The 17970-nt window shown below is 60.1% G+C and carries 17 protein-coding genes; 4 read left to right on the top strand and 13 right to left on the bottom strand.

Features of this window, described 5'->3' with window-relative positions:
* Positions 1-55: 55 nt before the first annotated feature.
* From QRN60_RS22540 to QRN60_RS22565, 6 genes are all read right to left on the bottom strand, one after another.
* Complete coding sequence (locus QRN60_RS22540; RefSeq protein WP_112212249.1) at positions 56-1303, bottom strand: oxalate decarboxylase family bicupin; 1248 nt, start codon at positions 1301-1303, stop codon at positions 56-58.
* Between the two features lies 1 nt (position 1304).
* Complete coding sequence (locus QRN60_RS22545) at positions 1305-1772, bottom strand: hypothetical protein (RefSeq protein ID WP_111794075.1); 468 nt, start codon at positions 1770-1772, stop codon at positions 1305-1307.
* A gap of 312 nt (positions 1773-2084) precedes the next feature.
* Positions 2085-2459, bottom strand: a complete 375-nt coding sequence (locus QRN60_RS22550) for a response regulator transcription factor (RefSeq protein WP_003508307.1) — start codon at positions 2457-2459, stop codon at positions 2085-2087.
* Positions 2460-2525: 66 nt separating this feature from the next.
* Positions 2526-3182, bottom strand: coding sequence for a response regulator transcription factor (locus QRN60_RS22555; RefSeq protein ID WP_003508308.1), 657 nt, complete (start codon positions 3180-3182; stop codon positions 2526-2528).
* On the bottom strand, positions 3175-4755 hold the full coding sequence (locus tag QRN60_RS22560; protein WP_035213219.1) for a PAS domain-containing sensor histidine kinase: 1581 nt from the start codon (positions 4753-4755) through the stop codon (positions 3175-3177). Before QRN60_RS22560 ends, QRN60_RS22555 begins: the two co-directional genes overlap by 8 nt.
* 250 nt (positions 4756-5005) lie before the next feature.
* The gene (locus tag QRN60_RS22565; protein ID WP_129567381.1) at positions 5006-7300 is read right to left on the bottom strand and encodes an FdhF/YdeP family oxidoreductase; all 2295 of its coding nucleotides are present in this window, start codon (positions 7298-7300) and stop codon (positions 5006-5008) included.
* A 415-nt stretch (positions 7301-7715) separates the two neighbouring features.
* On the opposite strand from QRN60_RS22565, the gene QRN60_RS22570 reads away from it, so the two are divergent.
* The 4 genes from QRN60_RS22570 to QRN60_RS22585 all read left to right on the top strand — a co-directional run bounded on the left by QRN60_RS22570 (position 7716) and on the right by QRN60_RS22585 (position 9828).
* Positions 7716-8234 (top strand): Dps family protein, encoded by a 519-nt coding sequence (locus QRN60_RS22570; RefSeq protein ID WP_060723817.1) that lies wholly within the window; start codon positions 7716-7718, stop codon positions 8232-8234.
* A gap of 20 nt (positions 8235-8254) precedes the next feature.
* Positions 8255-9235: an alpha/beta fold hydrolase gene (locus tag QRN60_RS22575; protein ID WP_107677508.1), complete on the top strand. Its 981-nt coding sequence runs from the start codon at positions 8255-8257 to the stop codon at positions 9233-9235.
* Positions 9236-9302: 67 nt separating this feature from the next.
* Complete coding sequence (locus QRN60_RS22580) at positions 9303-9473, top strand: hypothetical protein (protein ID WP_162993044.1); 171 nt, start codon at positions 9303-9305, stop codon at positions 9471-9473.
* 151 nt (positions 9474-9624) lie between these two features.
* Positions 9625-9828, top strand: coding sequence for a hypothetical protein (locus QRN60_RS22585; RefSeq protein ID WP_080865005.1), 204 nt, complete (start codon positions 9625-9627; stop codon positions 9826-9828).
* Between the two features lie 153 nt (positions 9829-9981).
* Here QRN60_RS22585 and QRN60_RS22590 read toward each other — a convergent pair whose 3' ends face one another.
* The 7 genes from QRN60_RS22590 to QRN60_RS22620 all read right to left on the bottom strand — a co-directional run bounded on the left by QRN60_RS22590 (position 9982) and on the right by QRN60_RS22620 (position 17952).
* Positions 9982-11304 (bottom strand): epoxide hydrolase family protein, encoded by a 1323-nt coding sequence (locus tag QRN60_RS22590; RefSeq protein WP_080865006.1) that lies wholly within the window; start codon positions 11302-11304, stop codon positions 9982-9984.
* 197 nt (positions 11305-11501) lie between these two features.
* Positions 11502-12920, bottom strand: a complete 1419-nt coding sequence (locus QRN60_RS22595) for an aldehyde dehydrogenase family protein (RefSeq protein ID WP_112154458.1) — start codon at positions 12918-12920, stop codon at positions 11502-11504.
* Between the two features lie 310 nt (positions 12921-13230).
* A complete protein-coding gene (locus QRN60_RS22600) occupies positions 13231-13647 on the bottom strand; it encodes an organic hydroperoxide resistance protein (RefSeq protein WP_060726459.1) in 417 nt (138 codons plus the stop codon).
* 149 nt (positions 13648-13796) lie between these two features.
* On the bottom strand, positions 13797-15113 hold the full coding sequence (locus QRN60_RS22605) for an ATP-binding protein (RefSeq protein ID WP_099086962.1): 1317 nt from the start codon (positions 15111-15113) through the stop codon (positions 13797-13799).
* The gene (locus QRN60_RS22610; RefSeq protein WP_003508322.1) at positions 15110-15850 is read right to left on the bottom strand and encodes a response regulator; all 741 of its coding nucleotides are present in this window, start codon (positions 15848-15850) and stop codon (positions 15110-15112) included. Before QRN60_RS22610 ends, QRN60_RS22605 begins: the two co-directional genes overlap by 4 nt.
* 95 nt (positions 15851-15945) lie before the next feature.
* A complete protein-coding gene (locus QRN60_RS22615; protein WP_078053572.1) occupies positions 15946-16992 on the bottom strand; it encodes an alpha/beta fold hydrolase in 1047 nt (348 codons plus the stop codon).
* A 201-nt stretch (positions 16993-17193) separates the two neighbouring features.
* Positions 17194-17952, bottom strand: a complete 759-nt coding sequence (locus QRN60_RS22620) for an alpha/beta fold hydrolase (protein ID WP_099086985.1) — start codon at positions 17950-17952, stop codon at positions 17194-17196.
* Positions 17953-17970 lie beyond the last annotated feature (18 nt).

The raw sequence follows: 17970 nt of genomic DNA on the forward strand, positions 1-17970 counted from the left end.
AAAAGACCGGCGGATCGGACATGCCGAAACGCCGGTCAATGGGCGGACAGGATGTTCAGCCCGGCATGATCGCCGGCTGGTTTGCGGGAAATTTCGCCACGTCTTCGACGCTGACGTTGAGGTGCTGGGCCACCAGCGCCGGCGGGGTATGCGTCAGCCAGGACGACAGGCTGACCTCCTGGTATTCGGCGGTCTTGAAGACCGCGACGAATTGCAGGTCGGTCTTCCCGGTATTTTCGATGATGTGTCCCTGGCTTCTTTTCACGTAACCGATATCGCCGGCGCGGAAATCGGCGGTCTGGCTGCGCGGGCCCGCGTCGAACACGGTCATCCGGCCTTCACCCTTGATCCAGTATTGCCATTCGTCCGCATTGGGATGCCAGTGCATTTCGCGCACACCGCCGGGCTTGATCGTTTCGATGGCGGCGGCGATGGTTTTGGACACGGTAAAGGCGCTGCTATCCGCAAGGCGAATGACCCCGGCAGCATTTTCCTTCAGTGGTTTTGATGCAGCGAGTTTGTAGGTGAAAGGGAATGGGGGAAGTCCCGCGCCGGCAACGGCTTCCTGATCCCGGGAGAGCGGTCCCGGCTCCTTGCCCTGGAAGATCCAGAGGTTCTGCAGCGGAATGTTCCGGAACACGTCCTGCGCGACGCCGAAATTCTTGGCCAGCAGTTCGGGTGAGGTATGCGCCAGCCAGTCGGTGAGAAGCAGCGTGCCATATTCGGACTGGTCGCCTTCGTCGAACACGATGACGAATTCGCACCCTTCAGGGCCAAGTCCCTGCAGCGAATGGGGGTAGCCGGCCGGAAAATACCAGAGATCACCGGCCTCGACATCCTGCACATAGGCGCGGCCCTGCGTATCGAGCACGGTGATGCGGCAACGGCCATTGGTCATGATCGCCCATTCTGCGGCGCGGTGCCAGTGCATCTCACGAACGCCGCCCGGTCCGAGCCGCATGTTGACGCCGGACACGGCATCCGAAATCGCGAAGTCCGACTTGGTCACCTGACGTGCCCATCCGCCGTTCTGGATACGCTTGGCGGCGTTGTTGAACGAACCCCAGAAGAGCTGCATGTCACCCACATCGGTCGCCGGCGGGCTCTGGAAGGATGGAAACTGGTCGTTGATCGCAGGGTTCTTCGGGCCGGGATCGCTGAGACCCGCGGCATTGGCGTTGATTGCTCCCTCGGCGGGCTGGTCGGGATTGCCGAAAGATGCTGCCCCGGCCGTGCTGGCGGCAAGGGCGGTGCCGCCGACGGCGCCGATCGCGAGGACTGCGCGTCTGGTCAATGTTTCCATTTCAGAACTCCTTGTTCATGGCGAGTTGGGACGAGGTGTCGATAGAGCGGGTCTGTGATGCGAGCTGGAGCACGGCGATGCGGTCGATCAGCTCGGCATTGAAGAGGCGGTGCTGCAGCTGGCAGAAGGCCTTTGGATCGAGCGCGTCGTGCCGGTCCGTTTTATGGGCGGCGCGGGTGGCGACGCAGGATGTCTTGTCCAGTGCCGGAACAGCCTGTGCGCCTTCGGACGTTTCACTGAGCGTCGGCGCGGGAGCGGAAAGTCCGCCCAGTCTGTCGATCGCCTGTGGTGTGAGGGTGCGGAAGGCGCTGGCTGATGCGACGTCTTCGGAGGCCGCAAGCGCCGGTTCGCCATTCCTGATCAGGAAAGCATTGCCACCGAGCACGGCAACCGTGCCCAGTGCCAACACCGCTGCGACTTTGAGACGACGGGGTCTCTGCTCGTCCGCATTCTTGCTGATGGAGGTCATGCCCTGCTCCTAAAAAGGGGTGGTGGTGTCGTCAGGAACGTTCGGAGGGGAAGCGCTTGACTGGAGCAAAGGCTACGGCGGAGAAGCGGAGCCGGCATCTATACAGAGGTCTAGTTCGTATAGCGGAAGGTGTTGGCGGCGGGATAAGCGCCGAGAGGCATCCGCTCAACGGCAATGCCTGCCCGGACGCCAGGCGTCGGAGCATGAAATAGCGACGGATTTCACTTGGAAGAGATGCAAGCGGAGCAATGGAAGGCTTGTCTGCGAGCGGATATAGGCTGGCTCGCCCGCTCGGTGGCGAAGCGTCAGCCGTCAGGACGGCCGGGCAAGAACGGATTCCAGGCATCCGATCAGACTGACGATATTGACCGGCTTGCCGAGAAAGGCCAAAGCGCCGCCGTTCAAGGCCGCATTCCGGGTGCGCTCATCCTGATAGGAGGTGACGAAGATCATCGGCGGGTGGTTGCCGCGCCTGTTCAGCTCGCTCTGCAACTCGATGCCGGAAAGACCGGGCATTTTCACATCCACGACGATGCAGTCGATGTCTGCCTGCTGCTTCGATTCCAGGAATTGTTCGGCAGAAACAAACAGGCGGCATTCGTAACCGAAGGACATGATGAGATCATCCATGGCTTCGCGAATGGCGGGATCGTCGTCGACGACGGCAATGACGGGAACGGGGGGCAATGAAAGCGACCTTTTCTGTTTTTCTTTCTTCCTCTATGCGCCCATGCCGCTCTCAAAGATACCATACTAAGATACAGGTGGCCTTAGCTTCTCGCCGATCAGCTCCGCTTTCCGCACGAGGTCGGCAACCGATCTCGCTTCCATTTTGCGCATGACATTGCCCCGGTGCAGTTTCACGGTGACTTCGCTGATGCCGAGCTCGTAGGCGATCTGCTTGTTCATCAGGCCGCGGACAACGGCGCCCATGACCTCGCGTTCCCTTGGCGTCAGCTGTTCGGCAAGGGAGGTGACGGCCTCGTTCTGGGCGCTTTCGCGGCGGCGCGACGCATCCCGCTCCATCGCGGCCGCGACGGCGTCCAGAATGTCCTGTTCCTTGAAGGGCTTGGTCAGAAAATCGACAGCGCCGGCCTTCATCGCCCGCACGCTCATCGGGATATCGCCGAAGCCGGTCATGAAAATGATCGGCATCCGGTTGCCGACGCGTTCCAGCTGCATCTGGAAATCAAGGCCGCTTATGCCCGGAAGCCGCACATCAAGCAGCAGGCAGCCAGGCCGGTTCAGATTGGCTTTTTCAAGAAAGGCGGCGGCGCTGTCGAAAGCTTCGGCATCGAATTTCATGGAGCGGAAAAGATCGGTGAGCGCCTCGCGCATCGACACATCGTCGTCGACGATGAACACGATGGGTGACGGCGGCTCCTTTGTCGTCTTGCGTGGCTCAGGCATGTTCCATCTCCTGGCTGATCGGCATGGAAATGGTAAAGACCGCCCCGCCGAGAGGATGATTGTCACCGGTAAGCCTGCCGCCCCGTGCTTCCAGTGTCGTGCGGCAGATGGAAAGCCCCATGCCCATTCCCGTCTCCTTGGTCGTGAAAAACGGCGAAAACAGCTTTTCCTTCATCTGCACCGGGAAACCCGGCCCATTGTCGTGAACCGCAATATGAATATTGTCCCTGTCTTCGCGCTCCTTCCGCACCGTGATGGTGCGATTGCCGGTGCCCGCCTCGTCCATGGCCTGAATGGCGTTGGTGAGAAGGTTGATGAGGACCTGCTGCAATTCGATCCTGACGGCCGTTATCGGTGGTGTGGCCGTTTTTTCCACATGCACCGTGGTTCCGCTGCGTTCCAGCTCATGTTCGAGAAGGCTTAGCGTTTCATCGATGAACTCATCGAGGTCGAAGGTTTCCATCTTGCCGCTCGTATGGGCGAGCAGGCTGCGCGTGTTCTGGATGATTTCACTGGCGCGCTGCCCGTCGCGGATCATGCGTTCGGCCGAGCGGCGGGCGGCGGCAATATCCGGCGGATCGCGATCGAGCCACCGCAGCAATGTCTGCGCATTGACGATGATGGCGCCAAGCGGCTGGTTCAGTTCGTGGGAGAGCGATGCGGACATGGCTCCGACGGCTGCCGCCTTCGAGGCTTTTGTCAGCTCCGCCTGTGCCTCGGCCAGCGCCTTCAGCGCCATTTCGCGCTGGGTGATATCCACCATGCTGACCACCACACGGTTGAAGGAGGCCGCCTCCGCGGGGAAACTGATTGAAAGAAGCACCAGCTTGTCTTCGCCGGTATCGGTGCGCACCACCACCTTGTCTTCGAAGACACGCCGATTGTCGATGATCGCCTGCAGGACATCGACGAACTTGCCGGACGAAGAAACGACCGACTGCTGGAGGGTGCCGCGGATAGAGGAATCGTAACCCAGCATTTCCTTTCCGGCTTCATTTGACGCAACAACCGTGATGAGATCGATGCATTGCTGCGTAAAACCCGGGTTAGCGCGCGCATGGGCCCGTATGTCGGTGATACCCCGCTGCTTGAGGCCCATCAGCAGGGCGTGAAGCTTCGAATAGTCGCGTTCCCAGAGTGCGACGCGCGTGCGGTCGAAAATGGAGCGATAACGCTCCTCGCTTTCCTTCAGCGCCGCATTGACGGATAGCATTGCCAGCCGGGCGGTCTCCGTTTTCAAAAGCAGCATGGTCGTGACGGCAAGTGCCGCAAGGGCGACGACCAACCGAAGGGCCGACTGGAAATCCGCATCCTGCGCGTGGGTCGTTGCATAGGACAGGAGGGAAAGAATTGCACAGGCACAGGAGATCGCGATCAGTCCCGACCAGCTTACAGTCTGCGCGGCCAAAAGGACCGTGATGACATAGAGCACCGCGATCGCGCCTTCTATGTCGGTATAGGTATCGACGTAAAATACCGCGGCCGCCAGTGCCAGCGCCCCAAGGCCAAAGGCCAGATGGTGGGCTCGGCCTTCCGGCTCGCGCGCGCGAAACATCCTTGACGCAATCGACATTGTTCCCCCGATGCGATTTTTGCCGACAATACGGTTTTTTCAGCACAACCTGACCTATACATAGGTCTTGGTTGCCACCGTCGTCGAAACATCAGGATAGCGGTAAAACGGCACGGCGCTATATCGAAAAATCCGCATATATGGCCGGTCATCCACAGGCCATGCCTGATGGCCCGAGGTGAGGTCCAACCCAAACGGTGGGGAGAAGAGCGCGCAACGACCGCTGCGTTGCGCGCCGGGCCTTCGGTCGTCAGGCGGCTGCCGGGCTCACCGTGATCGGGACACCCTTGTAGGAAGGCGTTCCGGAAAGGCGGTCATAATGACCGAGCGCCACCACCGCATTCATTTCCGGATAATAGCCTGCGGCCGACCCCTTCGGGATATTGTATTCGACGGCGGTGAAACCCTGAACGAGGTGTCGGTCTTTATTTTCTGGGCCGATGCCGTGAATATCGATGCGATCACCATCCTTCAGGCCGCGCTCGGCAAGGTCGTGCCGGTTCATGAAGATGATGTCCCTTCGGCCGAAGACGCCGCGATAACGGTCATCCATGCCATAGATCGTCGTATTGTACTGATCGTGGCTGCGGATCGTGGTCAGCACGAGGGCGGTGGGATTGGAGATGAGCGGATCTTCTTCAAGCCCCGTGGCGACAAGGAAATTGGCCTTGCCGCTCTGCGTGTTCCAGCGGCGGAACGAGGCCGCGACATCAAGGCGAAAGCCGCCTTTTACCCGAACCCGGCTGTTGAAATCCCTGAAATCGGGAAAGACCTCTTCGATCTTGTCGCGGACGCGGTCGTAATCGGCAATCAGCCAATCCCAGTCTATTCCATGGCGGCTGCCGATTGTCGCTTTGGCGATGCCCGCGATAATGGCCGGCTCCGACCTGACCAGCTCCCCGGGCGGGTTCAGGAAACCGCGAGAGGCATGCACCATCGACATCGAGTCCTCGACTGTCACGGCCTGCGGGCCCAAGGACTGGGTATCCAGATCGGTGCGTCCAAGGCAGGGCAGGATCAGCGATATCTTCGCTGTCAGAAGGTGCGAGCGGTTGAGTTTTGTTGCGATGTGAACGGCGAGATCGAGGTTGCGCATGCCCTTGAAGGTCGCGCCGGTATCCGACATGGCGACGGCGAGGTTTCCACCAAGACAGATCAGTGCCCGGGACTTGCCGGCGATGATCGCCTCGACGGCCTCTATGGCATTGTGGCCTTTTTCCGCAGGGGGACGGAAACCGAAAGCGCGCTCCATGCCGTCCAGCAGCGCCTTGTTCGGGATTTCGGTGATGCCGACGGTGCGGTCGCCCTGTACGTTGGAATGGCCGCGAATGGGCGCTATTCCCGCACCCGGGCGGCCCATATTACCGCGCAGCAGCAGCAGATTTGCGATCTGCTGCACGTTGCCCGTGCCCTTGGCGTGCTGCGTGATGCCCATGCCGTAACAGATGATGACATTGGAGGCGTTCACATAAATCCGGGCAGCGCTTTCAAGCGCCTCCTTCGTCAGCCCACTGACGGAGCAGATGGTGTCCCAGGAGGTAGCGTCGATGTCGGCGCGCAGTGCGTCGAGACCGTCGGTGTGTTCTTCGATGAAGGTTCGGTCGAGCACACCGGCACCACCCGCCTTCTGGTTTTCCGCATCCAGTTCGAACACCGCTTTCATGATGCCCTTGAGGGCTGCGAGATCACCGCCGGTGCGCAGTTGATGGTAGGCGGAGGCGATGGGCGTCGAAGAGAGCGTCGCCATTTCGATCGGGTCCTGTGGCGCGGCGAAGCGTTCCAGCGCCCGTTCCTTCAGCGGATTGAAGACCACGATCGGCACGCCGCGTTTTGCGGCATTATGCAGCGTCGTCATCATGCGCGGATGGTTGGTGCCGGGATTGTGGCCGAAGCTGAAGATCGCATCGGCATGATCGAAATCCTCCAGCGTCACCGTGCCTTTGCCGACGCCGATGGATTTCGGAAGGCCGACGCTGGTGGCCTCGTGGCACATGTTGGAACAATCAGGGAAATTGTTCGTCCCATAGGCGCGCACGAAAAGCTGATAGAGAAAGGCGGCCTCGTTGGACGCCCGGCCGGATGTATAGAATTCCGCCTTGTCGGGGTCGTCGAGCTTGTTGAGTTCCTGCGCGATCAGATTGAAGGCGTCATCCCACGCGATTGGCTCATAGCGATCGCTTTCGGCATTGTAATGCAGGGGAAGGGTCAGCCGGCCGGCATCCTCCAGCTTGTGATCCGTCCATTGCCACAGTTCGGAAACCGTATGCTGGGCGAAAAATTCGGGTCCGGATCGTTTCGCCGTCGATTCCCAGGTGATGGCCTTGGCGCCGTTTTCGCAGAACTCGAAGGATGAGGTGTGTTTGGGGTCGGGCCAGGCGCAGCCGGGACAGTCGAAACCCTCGGGCTGATTAGCCTTGAGCAGCGTCATCGTGCCCTGCGCGACGATCTGCTGGTGCGCGAGCGTTTTCGCGACGGCTTTCAATGCATCCCAGCCGCCGGCTGGGTGATCGTATTTTTCAATACCTTCGGGCCGTTCTTCCGCCATGTTGGAATTCCTTCGATTTTGCAGATTGACGATTGTCGTGCCCGCTGAGGCTAACGCAACGGCGAAAGAGTAAACATAATACTCAGGCATAGGTTGCCTGCAGGTCCGAGGCCGAAACGAAAAAAAGGCCGCCTCCTGCGGCGGGGGCGGCCTTGGCGGATCGGGAGGAGATCCGCAGCTCCGGGGGAGGGGGACACCGGAGACGATGGCTTCTGCGAGCCAATCGCCCTGGGGTGGGGCGACAGGTGAAAACTATCCCGGGTTCGAAATTGCCGAAACTACACTTAGGTATCGGGTGGACTGTACCAGCAGCCGATTTCTCCCGAGCCATCCTTCTTTCTATCCTCGGTGCCGATCAGACAGCCGCAACAGGGGCGCTCAACAACGGGCGGTCGATTGCAAAAGGAGAACGATCATGGACACGACCACAGCCGCCAAAAACCGCAAGCTTCCACTCGCAACGCCGACCGACCTTGGCGCTGAAGCGAGCCGCGACATCGCCGCTGCGCTGACCGCGCTGCTGGCGGATGTCTTCACGCTCTACATCAAGACCAAGAATTTCCACTGGCATGTTTCCGGTCCGCATTTCCGTGATTATCACACGCTGCTGGACGAACAGGGCGCCCAGATCTTTGCGATGACCGACGACATTGCCGAAAGGGCGCGCAAGATCGGCGGCACGACCATCCGCTCCATCGGCCATATCGGTCGCCTGCAGCGTCTACTTGATAATGACGCCGACTTCGTCACGCCGGAGGATATGCTTGCCGAACTGCGCGAGGACAACAAGCAGCTCACCGCCATCCTGCGGCAAACGCACAGCCTCACCTCCGACCTCAACGACCACGCCACTACCAGCCTGATCGAAAACTGGATCGACGAGACCGAGCGCCGCACCTGGTTCCTGTTTGAAACCACCCGCCGCGCCCGCTGAAACCAGGCAGGAAAACCGAAATGACCGACAATCCTATCGAGCTGGCGCTTTCGAGACGGCATGTTCTGCTGGCCGGCGCCGCGCTTTCCACCGCGATGGCCATGCCATCAACAGCCTTTTCAAAATCCATCCCATCCCGAAACGAAGGAGCATTTCCAATGACCGAATCATTCGTAAAGACCAAGGACGGCGTCGATATCTATTTCAAGGACTGGGGGCCGAAGGATGCCCAGCCGATCGTCTTCCATCACGGCTGGCCTTTGTCCTCCGACGACTGGGACGCGCAGATGCTGTTCTTCGCCCAGAACGGTTACCGCGTCGTGGCCCATGACCGTCGCGGCCACGGCCGTTCCCAGCAGGTGAGCGACGGCCACGACATGGATCATTATGCCGCCGATGCATCCGCCGTTGCCGAACATCTCGATCTCAGGAATGCGGTTCACATTGGCCACTCGACCGGCGGCGGAGAGGTCGCGCGTTACGTCGCCAAATTCGGCGAGCCGCAGGGCCGCGTTGCCAAGGCCGTGCTCGTCTCCGCCGTTCCGCCGCTGATGTTGAAGACGCCTTCCAATCCCGGCGGCCTGCCGATCGAAGTCTTCGACAGCTTCCGCAAGGGCGTAGCCGAAAACCGCGCCCAGTTCTTCCTCGACGTGCCGACCGGTCCGTTCTATGGCTTCAACCGTCCGGATGCCAAAGTCTATCCCGGTGTCATCCAGAACTGGTGGCGTCAGGGCATGATGGGTAGCGCCAAGGCCCATTATGACGGTGTAAAAGCCTTCTCGGAAACCGATCAGACGGAAGACCTGAAGGCGATCACGGTGCCGACGCTCGTTCTCCACGGCGATGACGACCAGGTCGTGCCGATCGCAGATTCTGCCGAATTGTCGGTCAAACTGCTGAAGAATGGTACGCTGAAGGTGTATAAGGGGTATCCGCACGGCATGCTGACCACCCATGCCGATGTCATCAATCCGGATCTGCTGGCCTTTGTGAAGAGCTGATCACCGGAAACGGCCGCCGCCGGAAAAAGCGGATGGCGGCCAATTTCTCGCGCGGAAGGAGATTCCGATGCCGTTCAAACCATCTTATGAAGACCTTGCCCTTCGTGACGGCATCGCAAGCCTGCCCGAGATGGAGGATATTCAGCTGGAGCTTCCTCTGTCCCGGCAGGCCGAGGCGGAAAACCGGATCGACGCGAACCCGGAGCCGTCGAGCGACGAAACGAAATTTCAGGACTGATCGATGCGATCGCCATCCTCGACGATAGCTTATTGTATCAGCAACCAGTCAGGCTACATCGAGGTACCGTTTTCGGTTTCGATGGAAAACTCTCGACACAACGCTTCTCCATCAAGTGGCGCAATATCGTTATTCATGATGGAGATCCGAGATGACCAACGCAGTGTCGCTTCTGTCGATCCGCAGGGTTTTGAATGAGTTCTGCGCAGAGAACCGCCTGCCGATCGGCTGCTCGATAGCCGTTGACGCCGCACAATACCTGATCAGGATCGCCTCCACGGACGCCGTGTCCGGATCAATGCTGCGATCTGCGCTGGATCAGTGGATGGCGGAACGTGTCGCGGTTGCGGCCTGAAATCTCCTGGCCTCAGATACGGAAAAAGCCGTTCCTCGACTGGTGTCGAGCGACGGCTTTTTTGGTGCAGAAACGCCCAAGCGTTAAATCGGACAGCAACACGAGTATGTGGTGAAGCGCGGTCCGGGAACCGCGCTTCCAGAATGACGTCTCTCAGCGCAGTTTTCTGAAAGCGTCACGAAGCTCTCTTGAGAAAATCCCGGGCTGCTCCCAGGCGGCGAAATGTCCGCCATGATCGACCTGATGATAATAGGTTAGCGATGGATAGGCCTGCCTGCTCCAGCTCTCCGGAGCCTGATAGATTTCCTTCGGGAAAACGGTGATGCCGACGGGGATCTTGATGTCCCTGGTCTTCTGGGCGTCCGCGCTGAAGTTGTTGTTGTTGTTTTCCCAATAGAAACGCGCGCCGGACGCGCCGCTGTTGGTCAACCAGTAGAGAGTGATGTCGTTGAGCATTTCATCCCTGGAAAGCACGCTTTCGGGCTCGCCATTGCTGTCGCTCCATTGCGCGAATTTCTCGTAGATGAAGGATGCAAGACCGACAGGTGAATCCGACAGGGAATAGCCGATCGTCTGCGGTCTTGTGACCATCATTGCGCCATAGGCAGCGTTCCTGCCGAAAAACTCTTTGAGCGATTCGTAGGCATTTCGTTCCTGCGCAGACAGGTCCGCAGGGGCCGGATCACCGCTGTTGATCCCTTTCATGAGCGTAGCGGGAACGGTGGCCGGCATATTGAGATGGATGCCGAGCAGACCCTTTGGCGCCTGCCGGGCAAGCGCATCGGAAATGACCGAACCATGATCGCCGCCCTGGGAAACATAACGCGTGTAGCCGAGGCGCTTCACAAGGGTGTCCCAGGCGCGTGCAACACGGTCCGGTCCCCAGCCCAGATCGGTCGGATGGCCTGAAAAACCATAGCCGGGGATGGAGGGAATGATCACGTCGAACGCGTCTTCGGCTTTGCCGCCATAAGCGGTCGGGTCCGTCAACGGGCCGATGACTTTTGTGAACTCGAAGATTGAACCCGGCCAGCCGTGGGTGAGGATGACAGGCAAGGCGTTGGGATGGCGTGAGCGGACATGAATGAAGTGGATGTCGACGCCGTCGATCGTGGTGATGAACTGCGGCAAGGCGTTGAGTTCTTTCTCGGCATTTCGCCAGTCATAGTCGCTGCCCCAATATCGGACGAGATCCTGAACCCGCGCCAGCTGGATGCCCTGGGAAATATCGCCAACGGTTTCCTTATCCGGCCAGCGCGCATTCCTAATCCTCGCCTTGAGGTCGTCAATCTGCGACTGATCGACATGAACCTGGAACGGCCGAATGCTGTCGTCGGCAGAGGCGGTTTCGGATTGGGGTGGTTTGACAGTCTCAACTGCCAAGGCAGGGGTGAAGGCCATCAACACGGCCATTGCAGACCCAAGGACAATCGCCGTGTTGTGTCCGCCTTTTGCAGGGTGAAGGACGTCGGTCATATTTCTCTCCATATCGGTGTGTTCCGCGACCATTTCGCGTCCGAAACAGGTAGATGTTGATCGTATCCCGGCTGTTTCTTTCGACCTGCTGTTGCGTCACCAAACGTCGGTTTTCGCACGGCTGACACTTCTGGATACAAAGTCGGCCTGAAGCAGAACGGAGAGTGCGCCGTGACCGGCGCTGCAGACTTCTCGCGTTACGGGGTGAGAACGGCTCGCGGTTCGAGCATGCCGTCGAGACCGAAGGCACCAATCTCCCTGCCGATACCGGATTGCTTGAAACCGCCGAAGGGCGCGCGAGGATCATGCGGTGCGCCGTTGATGACGACGCGGCCGGCCATAAGCCTTGCGGCTATGTGTTCGGCACGTCTGAGGTCGGATCCAAGCACATAGGCCTGCAATCCGTAGTCGCTATCATTGGCGATTTCGACGGCCTCATCTTCGTCCTCATAGGCGAGAAGACACAGGACGGGACCAAAGATTTCTTCGCGGGCGATGCGCATTTCGTTCGTGACATCTGCGAAGATTGTCGGGCGGGCGAACCATCCTTTTTCAATCCCGGCCGGTCGTCCGGTTCCGCCTGTCAGCAGGGTTGCTCCTTCTTCGACACCAAGCCGGATGTAAGTCTGAATCCTCTCCCACTGGGCAAGGCTGGCGAGAGGGCCTACCCGAACCTCCGGATCACGGGGATCGCCAACTTTGAATTTTTCAGCCGCCATCCTCAACCGCTCGGCAATCTCGGGGAGACGGGACCGCGGAGCCAGGATGCGGGTACCCGCGACGCAGGCCTGGCCGCTGTTTGCAAAGCCCGACATCAGGGCGACAGGTATGGCCTTGTCGAGGTCGGCATCCGGCAGGATAATGGTGGGTGCTTTTCCTCCCAGCTCCAGAACCACTCTTTTCATGCCGTCGATCGCCGCGCGTTGAATGATCTTTGCAGCCTGGGTGGAACCGGTGAAACTGATGGTCGCAACGTCGGGATCCTGCGTCAGCGCCGCACCGACCACCGGACCCGTGCCGTTGACAATGTTGAAAACCCCTGCCGGCAGGCCGGCCTGATGCAGCCTTCTCACCAGAATATCCGTCTGAAACGCACTCTGTTCGGCCGGCTTGATGACAAGGGACGAGCCGGAACCGATTGCATGCGCAAGCTTGGTGGCGATAAAACCGAAATTGCTGTTCCAGGGCGTGATGGCGGCGAGAACGCCGCGCGGCTGCATCGTGACCGTGCTTTTGCCCACGACCCGGTCAAAGTCGTAGTTCGCCACGGTCTCAGCCATAACATCAAAAATCGACGCTGCGTTTTGAACGGAGAAAGCCGTGAAATAAGCGGGCGCGCCGTATTCTTCGGTCATGACCTGCGTGAGCTCATCCGGTCGCTCTGCGATCGTATCGCGCAGGCTGCGCAGCATATCGATACGCTGCGCCTTGGTGGATGTTGCCATGGCGGGAAAAGCGCGTTTCGCGGCTGCCACTGCGGCCCTTGCATCATCGGCGTTGCCAAGCCGGACATCGCCGATTTTTTCTTCCGTTGCCGGATTGAAAAGGTCCAGCCGTTCATTGCCGTCTGGCACCACAAATTTACCGTCGACATAGATGTGTTCAATTGATCGCATTGATCTGGCCTCGTTTAAGATGGTTGGAAATCCGGCTCGTCTGGCCGCCGCGGAACGCGCTGGAGGCGCGCCGCATGGGTCGCAAGCAGGCTTCCTTGAGTTGATCAGAGGGATGGCAGGAAGAAGTTGAAACGCGAAAACGGCTGCGGCGGGCGCCGAGCCGTTCCCTTGTGGTCACATCGATGAAACTGCGCCCAGAAGTCCTGCAAGCGGCGAGGGCTCGTCGGATGTAGCATCATATACGCACGGTGCTGCGAATATCGCCGCAAACACGATGGCGACGACAAACGCACGGGCGGAAACAATCGGCTTAAGCGAGCTTGAGCGTAACATCGATGTTCCCCCTGGTTGCCTTCGAATAGGGGCAGATCTGGTGCGCATCCTCGATGATGGCCTGTGCTACGGGACGATCGATCCCGGGCAGGCTTACCGACAGGCGAGCCTGCAGGAAGAACTCGCCGCCCGTCGTGCCGAGGTCGACTTCCGCATCGACGGCGGTGTCGGCGGGAAGCCGGAGCTGGCGTTTTGCCGCCGCCTTTGTCATGGCGCCGATAAAACATGCCGACCAGCCGGCTGCAAAAAGCTGTTCGGGATTTGTGCCCGGCTTTCCGCTGCCCGGAGGCGAGAGCTTGATGCCCAGCGCGCCATCATCGCTTTGCGCCGATCCGTCACGTCCGCCGGTCGTGTGGGTCTTGCCGGTATAAAGAACAGTCTCGATCTTGGTCATGGGAGGCTCCTTTCATTTGCCGCTGCTGCGGCGTTTCGTGATAGGAGCTTTGTGATGGATCAGCGTATCCGGCATGTTTCCGGAAACTGCGAAACTGTATCGAAAAGTATCGGCGCTTTGTCACCGGTTATCGTCGACCCGCATCCCTGTCAGGGAAAGGCCACCTCGGCCGCAAGCCCGCCGCCCTGCCTGTTATAGAGGCGAACCGAGCCGCCGATCGTTCCGGCGAGCTGCTGCGCGATCGCCAGTCCGAGACCTGTTCCGCCTGTGTCGCGGTTTCTCGATGTTTCAATCCGGAAGAAGGGCTGCATGGCATTTTGCAGCATCTCGTCGGGGATGCCCGGCCCCCGATCGAGCACCGTGATGACCACGGTGCCTTCACCACGCCGGTCCACTTTAATTTCGGCGCTGCCGGCGAATTTGAGGGCGTTGTCTATGAAGTTCGTCAGGATTCTTCGCAGTGCATGTGGCTTTGTCGACGCGGTGCCGCGCACCATGCCGGCAACTGTTACGGCTTTTCCGGTATCCTGATAGTCGTAGGCGATGCTGTCGATGAAAGAAGCCAGATCGATACGGGAGGATTTCTCGCCATTGCCGTGAGCGCTGCGTGCGTAAGCGATCCCATCCTGCACCAGGCGTTCGATTTCACGCAGGTCACTGACCAGCTTTTCCTTTTCCGGCGTATCGTCTGCCATATCGGCCCGCAACCGCATCCGGGTGATGGGCGTCTGCAGGTCGTGCGAGATCGCCGCAAGAATCTGGACACGCTCCTCGAGATATTGCGCGACGCGATCGCGCATGGCGTTGAACGCGCGGGCGGCGTGGGCAACTTCGCTTGGGCCACTCTCACTCATCGGCAACCCCTTTTCCCCCGGATCCAGCGCTTCGGCTGCCGCAGCCAGCGCGCTGAGCGGTCTGGTCGTCTGTCGCACTGCAAACCAGGTGCACAGAACAAGAAGCCCCATCTGCGCGGCGAAGACATAAGGCAGCCATTCCGCCAGCGGCATCACGCCGCGCGGTGTCACGTCAATTGTCAGGGGCGAGCCGTCCGATAGCGTCAGATGCGCCTGAAGCCGCTTGCCGTCGCCGGGAATGGACTCGACCTTGACGGGGAAACGGTGTCCTGCTGCCTCCTCGATCCTCTGCGCAATTTCAGCGCCGCGGCCAGACATGTCGGAAACACCTGGTACACCCGGGCCGAGGACGAGCTGATAATTGCTGCGGCTCAGGCGATGGACCCATTGCGCCCGCTCTTCCGCAGGCAGGCGGTCGATGATGGCGATCGATACAGCCAGATCCTGCTCAAGAGTGCCGAGCATGACCGCCTTTGCCGAAATATATCGTTCGGCAAAGAGGATGCTGAACGACAGGCCGTAGGCAATGGCGAGGCCCGCAAACAGGATGATGAAAAGTCTGGACCGCAACGAGCGCGGCCACCAGCCGGCGAGCAGGCGTCGGCCGTTCATATCCTCGGCTCCGAAATCTCCACGGGCACCGCAAAGACATAGCCTTCCGCCCGCACCGTCTTGATGTAGACGGGTTCGCGCGCGTCATCCCCCAGCCTTTGGCGCACGCGGCTTACGAGAAGATCGATCGACCGGTCGAAAAGTTCGGCATCGCGGCCCTGAGTGAGATTTAACAACTGGTCCCGGTTGAGGACGCGCTGGGGATGATCGATGAAGACCCTGAGGAGCCGGTATTCGGCGCCGCTCAAGGCCACGGTCGTGCCCTCCCTGTCGAGCAGGTGACGGCCCACCGTGTCGAGGCGCCACTCACCAAAGGTCAGGAGCTGCCCGGCCTCGCTGATCTGCAGATTGGGAGGCAGCATCCGCGTGCGGCGCAGGATGGCTTTGATCCGCGCAAGAAGCTCACGGGCAGCGAAGGGCTTCGACAGATAGTCGTCGGCGCCCATTTCGAGCCCGATAATGCGATCCATCTCGTCATCGCGGGCCGTCAGCATCAGGACCGGCGTGGCTTTGTGTTTCCCCGCCCGCAGCTCTCGGCATAAAACTAGCCCGTCATCGCCAGGCATCATCACGTCGAGCACGATGAGATCGACGGTATTGCCGTCGAGAAAACTTCTCATCTGCCGTCCATCGGCTGCCACGCTCGTACGTAGGCCGTTCTTCTTCAGGTAGCTGGAGACCAGCTCCCGGATTTCCCTGTCGTCGTCCACGACGAGAATATGGTCGATATGGTCCATTGGATGCCTTCGTCGTCCGGACGGTTCGAGTGGCCCGCTACCGCGCGCCCCGCTGTCACATGCAGTAAGACAACGGTTCGCGGGCTTCGGCAAGTTTAAAGCTTTGCGACGTCCAGAACAGCCCTGGCAAAAGCCTCTGGCGCTTCCTGAGGCAGGTTATGGCCGATGCCGCCGCTGATGTTGCGGTGCTGGTATTTGCCGGAAAACTTCGATGCATAGGCGGAAGGATCCGGATGCGGCGCGCCGTTGGCGTCGCCTTCCAGCGTTATCGTCGGCACGGTGATGACGGGAAGTTTCGCAAGCTGGCGCTCGTAATTATCGTACTTGGCTTCCCCGTCTGCCAGTGCAAGCCGCCAGCGGTAGTTATGGATGGTGATGGCCACATGGTCGGGATTGTCGAATGCGGGGGCCGAACGATTGAAGGTCTCGTCGCTGAATTTCCAGGTCGGAGATGCCGTCTGCCAGATCAGGCGCACGAAGTCGCGGGTGTTGGCGGCATAGCCCGCACGGCCGCGTTCCGTCGCGAAATAGAACTGATACCACCAGGAGAGTTCCGCCTTGGGCGGAAGCGGCTTCCTGTTGATCTCCTGGCTGCCGATAAGATAGCCGCTGACCGATACGAGCCCGGTGCAACGTTCGGGCCAGAGTGCGGCCATGATGTCGGCGGTGCGAGCGCCCCAGTCATAACCGGCCACGACGGCCTGCTTGACGCCGAGCGCGTCGAGAAAGGCGATCATGTCGACCGCAAGCGCCGCCTGCTGTCCGTTGCGTGCGGTGTCGTCCGAGAGAAAACGGGTCGTGCCATATCCGCGCAGATAGGGGATGAGTACCCGATATCCAGCCGATGCAAGGATGGGTGCGACATCGACATAGCTGTAGATGTCATAAGGCCATCCGTGCAGCAGCAGCACGACCGGGCCGTCTGCAGGGCCGGCTTCTGCATAACCGACGCTGAGTACGCCCGCTTCAACCTGCTTCAGGGCGCCAAAGGAGGTGGCTCCGTCGCGTCCGGTTGACGGCTGAGGCGAAGGCGCTTCGCCCTTGGCATGAGCAAGGCCTGCGGCCCCGAATTCGACGGCGGCAACTGTCATTGCGGCAATGCCGAAGAAGCGGCGGCGCTGGAAATTGATCTCGGAATTCATTGCTGTCTCTCCTGTCCATGTTGGATGCGGGCAGGTAACGCGGTGCGTGTATCCTCGATGTGTCCCAAGGGGGACGAATGTGAATGGTTTTGTAGCAGGGGGCATTCCGGATACAGACTGATACATTCGGTCAGCCCTCCGGACGCAATCAGCCGCCCCGGTGTCTGGGGCGGCTGTGTTGGGTTTCGAGGCGAGCGCGGTTTATTTCGCGGATTGCCGGGCGGCCTGTTCGATGACGTCTGCTACCTTTTCGGGCTGGGAGGCGAAGACCGCATGGCTTGCCGCAATCTCGGTCACCGCACTGCCGGCGCGCTTGGCCATGTCGCGCTCGAGATCGGGGTTGATCGAGCGGTCCTGCGTTGCGACAATCGACCAGCTTTTCTTGGTTTTCCAGGCGGGCTCGCCGGCTTTGGCGGCAAAGGCGGCCTTGGCGGCGAAGACCTGACTTCTTGCCATGAAGGCCGCGTCCTCACGCGGCAGATCGCCGGCGAAATCTTGTCCAAAGACGGCGGGATTGAGATAAAGGAATGCGCCATCCTTCGTCGGCTTGATGCCGTTCCCGGCCGGTGGTTTCGAGCCGGCGAGGTCGAGAAGGCTCTCTCCCTTCTCCGGCTGGAAGGCGGCGACATAGACCAGCCCGGCCACATCCGGCCGGTTACCCGCTTCCGAGATCACCATCCCGCTGTAGCTGTGCCCGACAAGCAGGCTCGGCCCCTGCTGGAGATCGAGAACACGGTTGGTGGCCGCCACGTCATCGGCAAGAGAGGTGATGGGCTCCTGCACGATCGTGACGTTGAAACCACGGCTCTCAAGGATGTCTGTCGCCCTGCGCCAGGCCGAACCATCGGCCAGCGCGCCATGGACGATGACGATATTCTTCACCTCTGCCGCCTGTGCGGCAAAGGCGATCAGCGCGGTTGCGACGGCAAGCGCGAATTTTGGCATGAGACGATGGTGCATCATATTTCTCCTTTGGTT

The organism is Agrobacterium sp. CFBP2214, assembly GCF_030209895.1.
Classification (GTDB): domain Bacteria; phylum Pseudomonadota; class Alphaproteobacteria; order Rhizobiales; family Rhizobiaceae; genus Agrobacterium; species Agrobacterium radiobacter.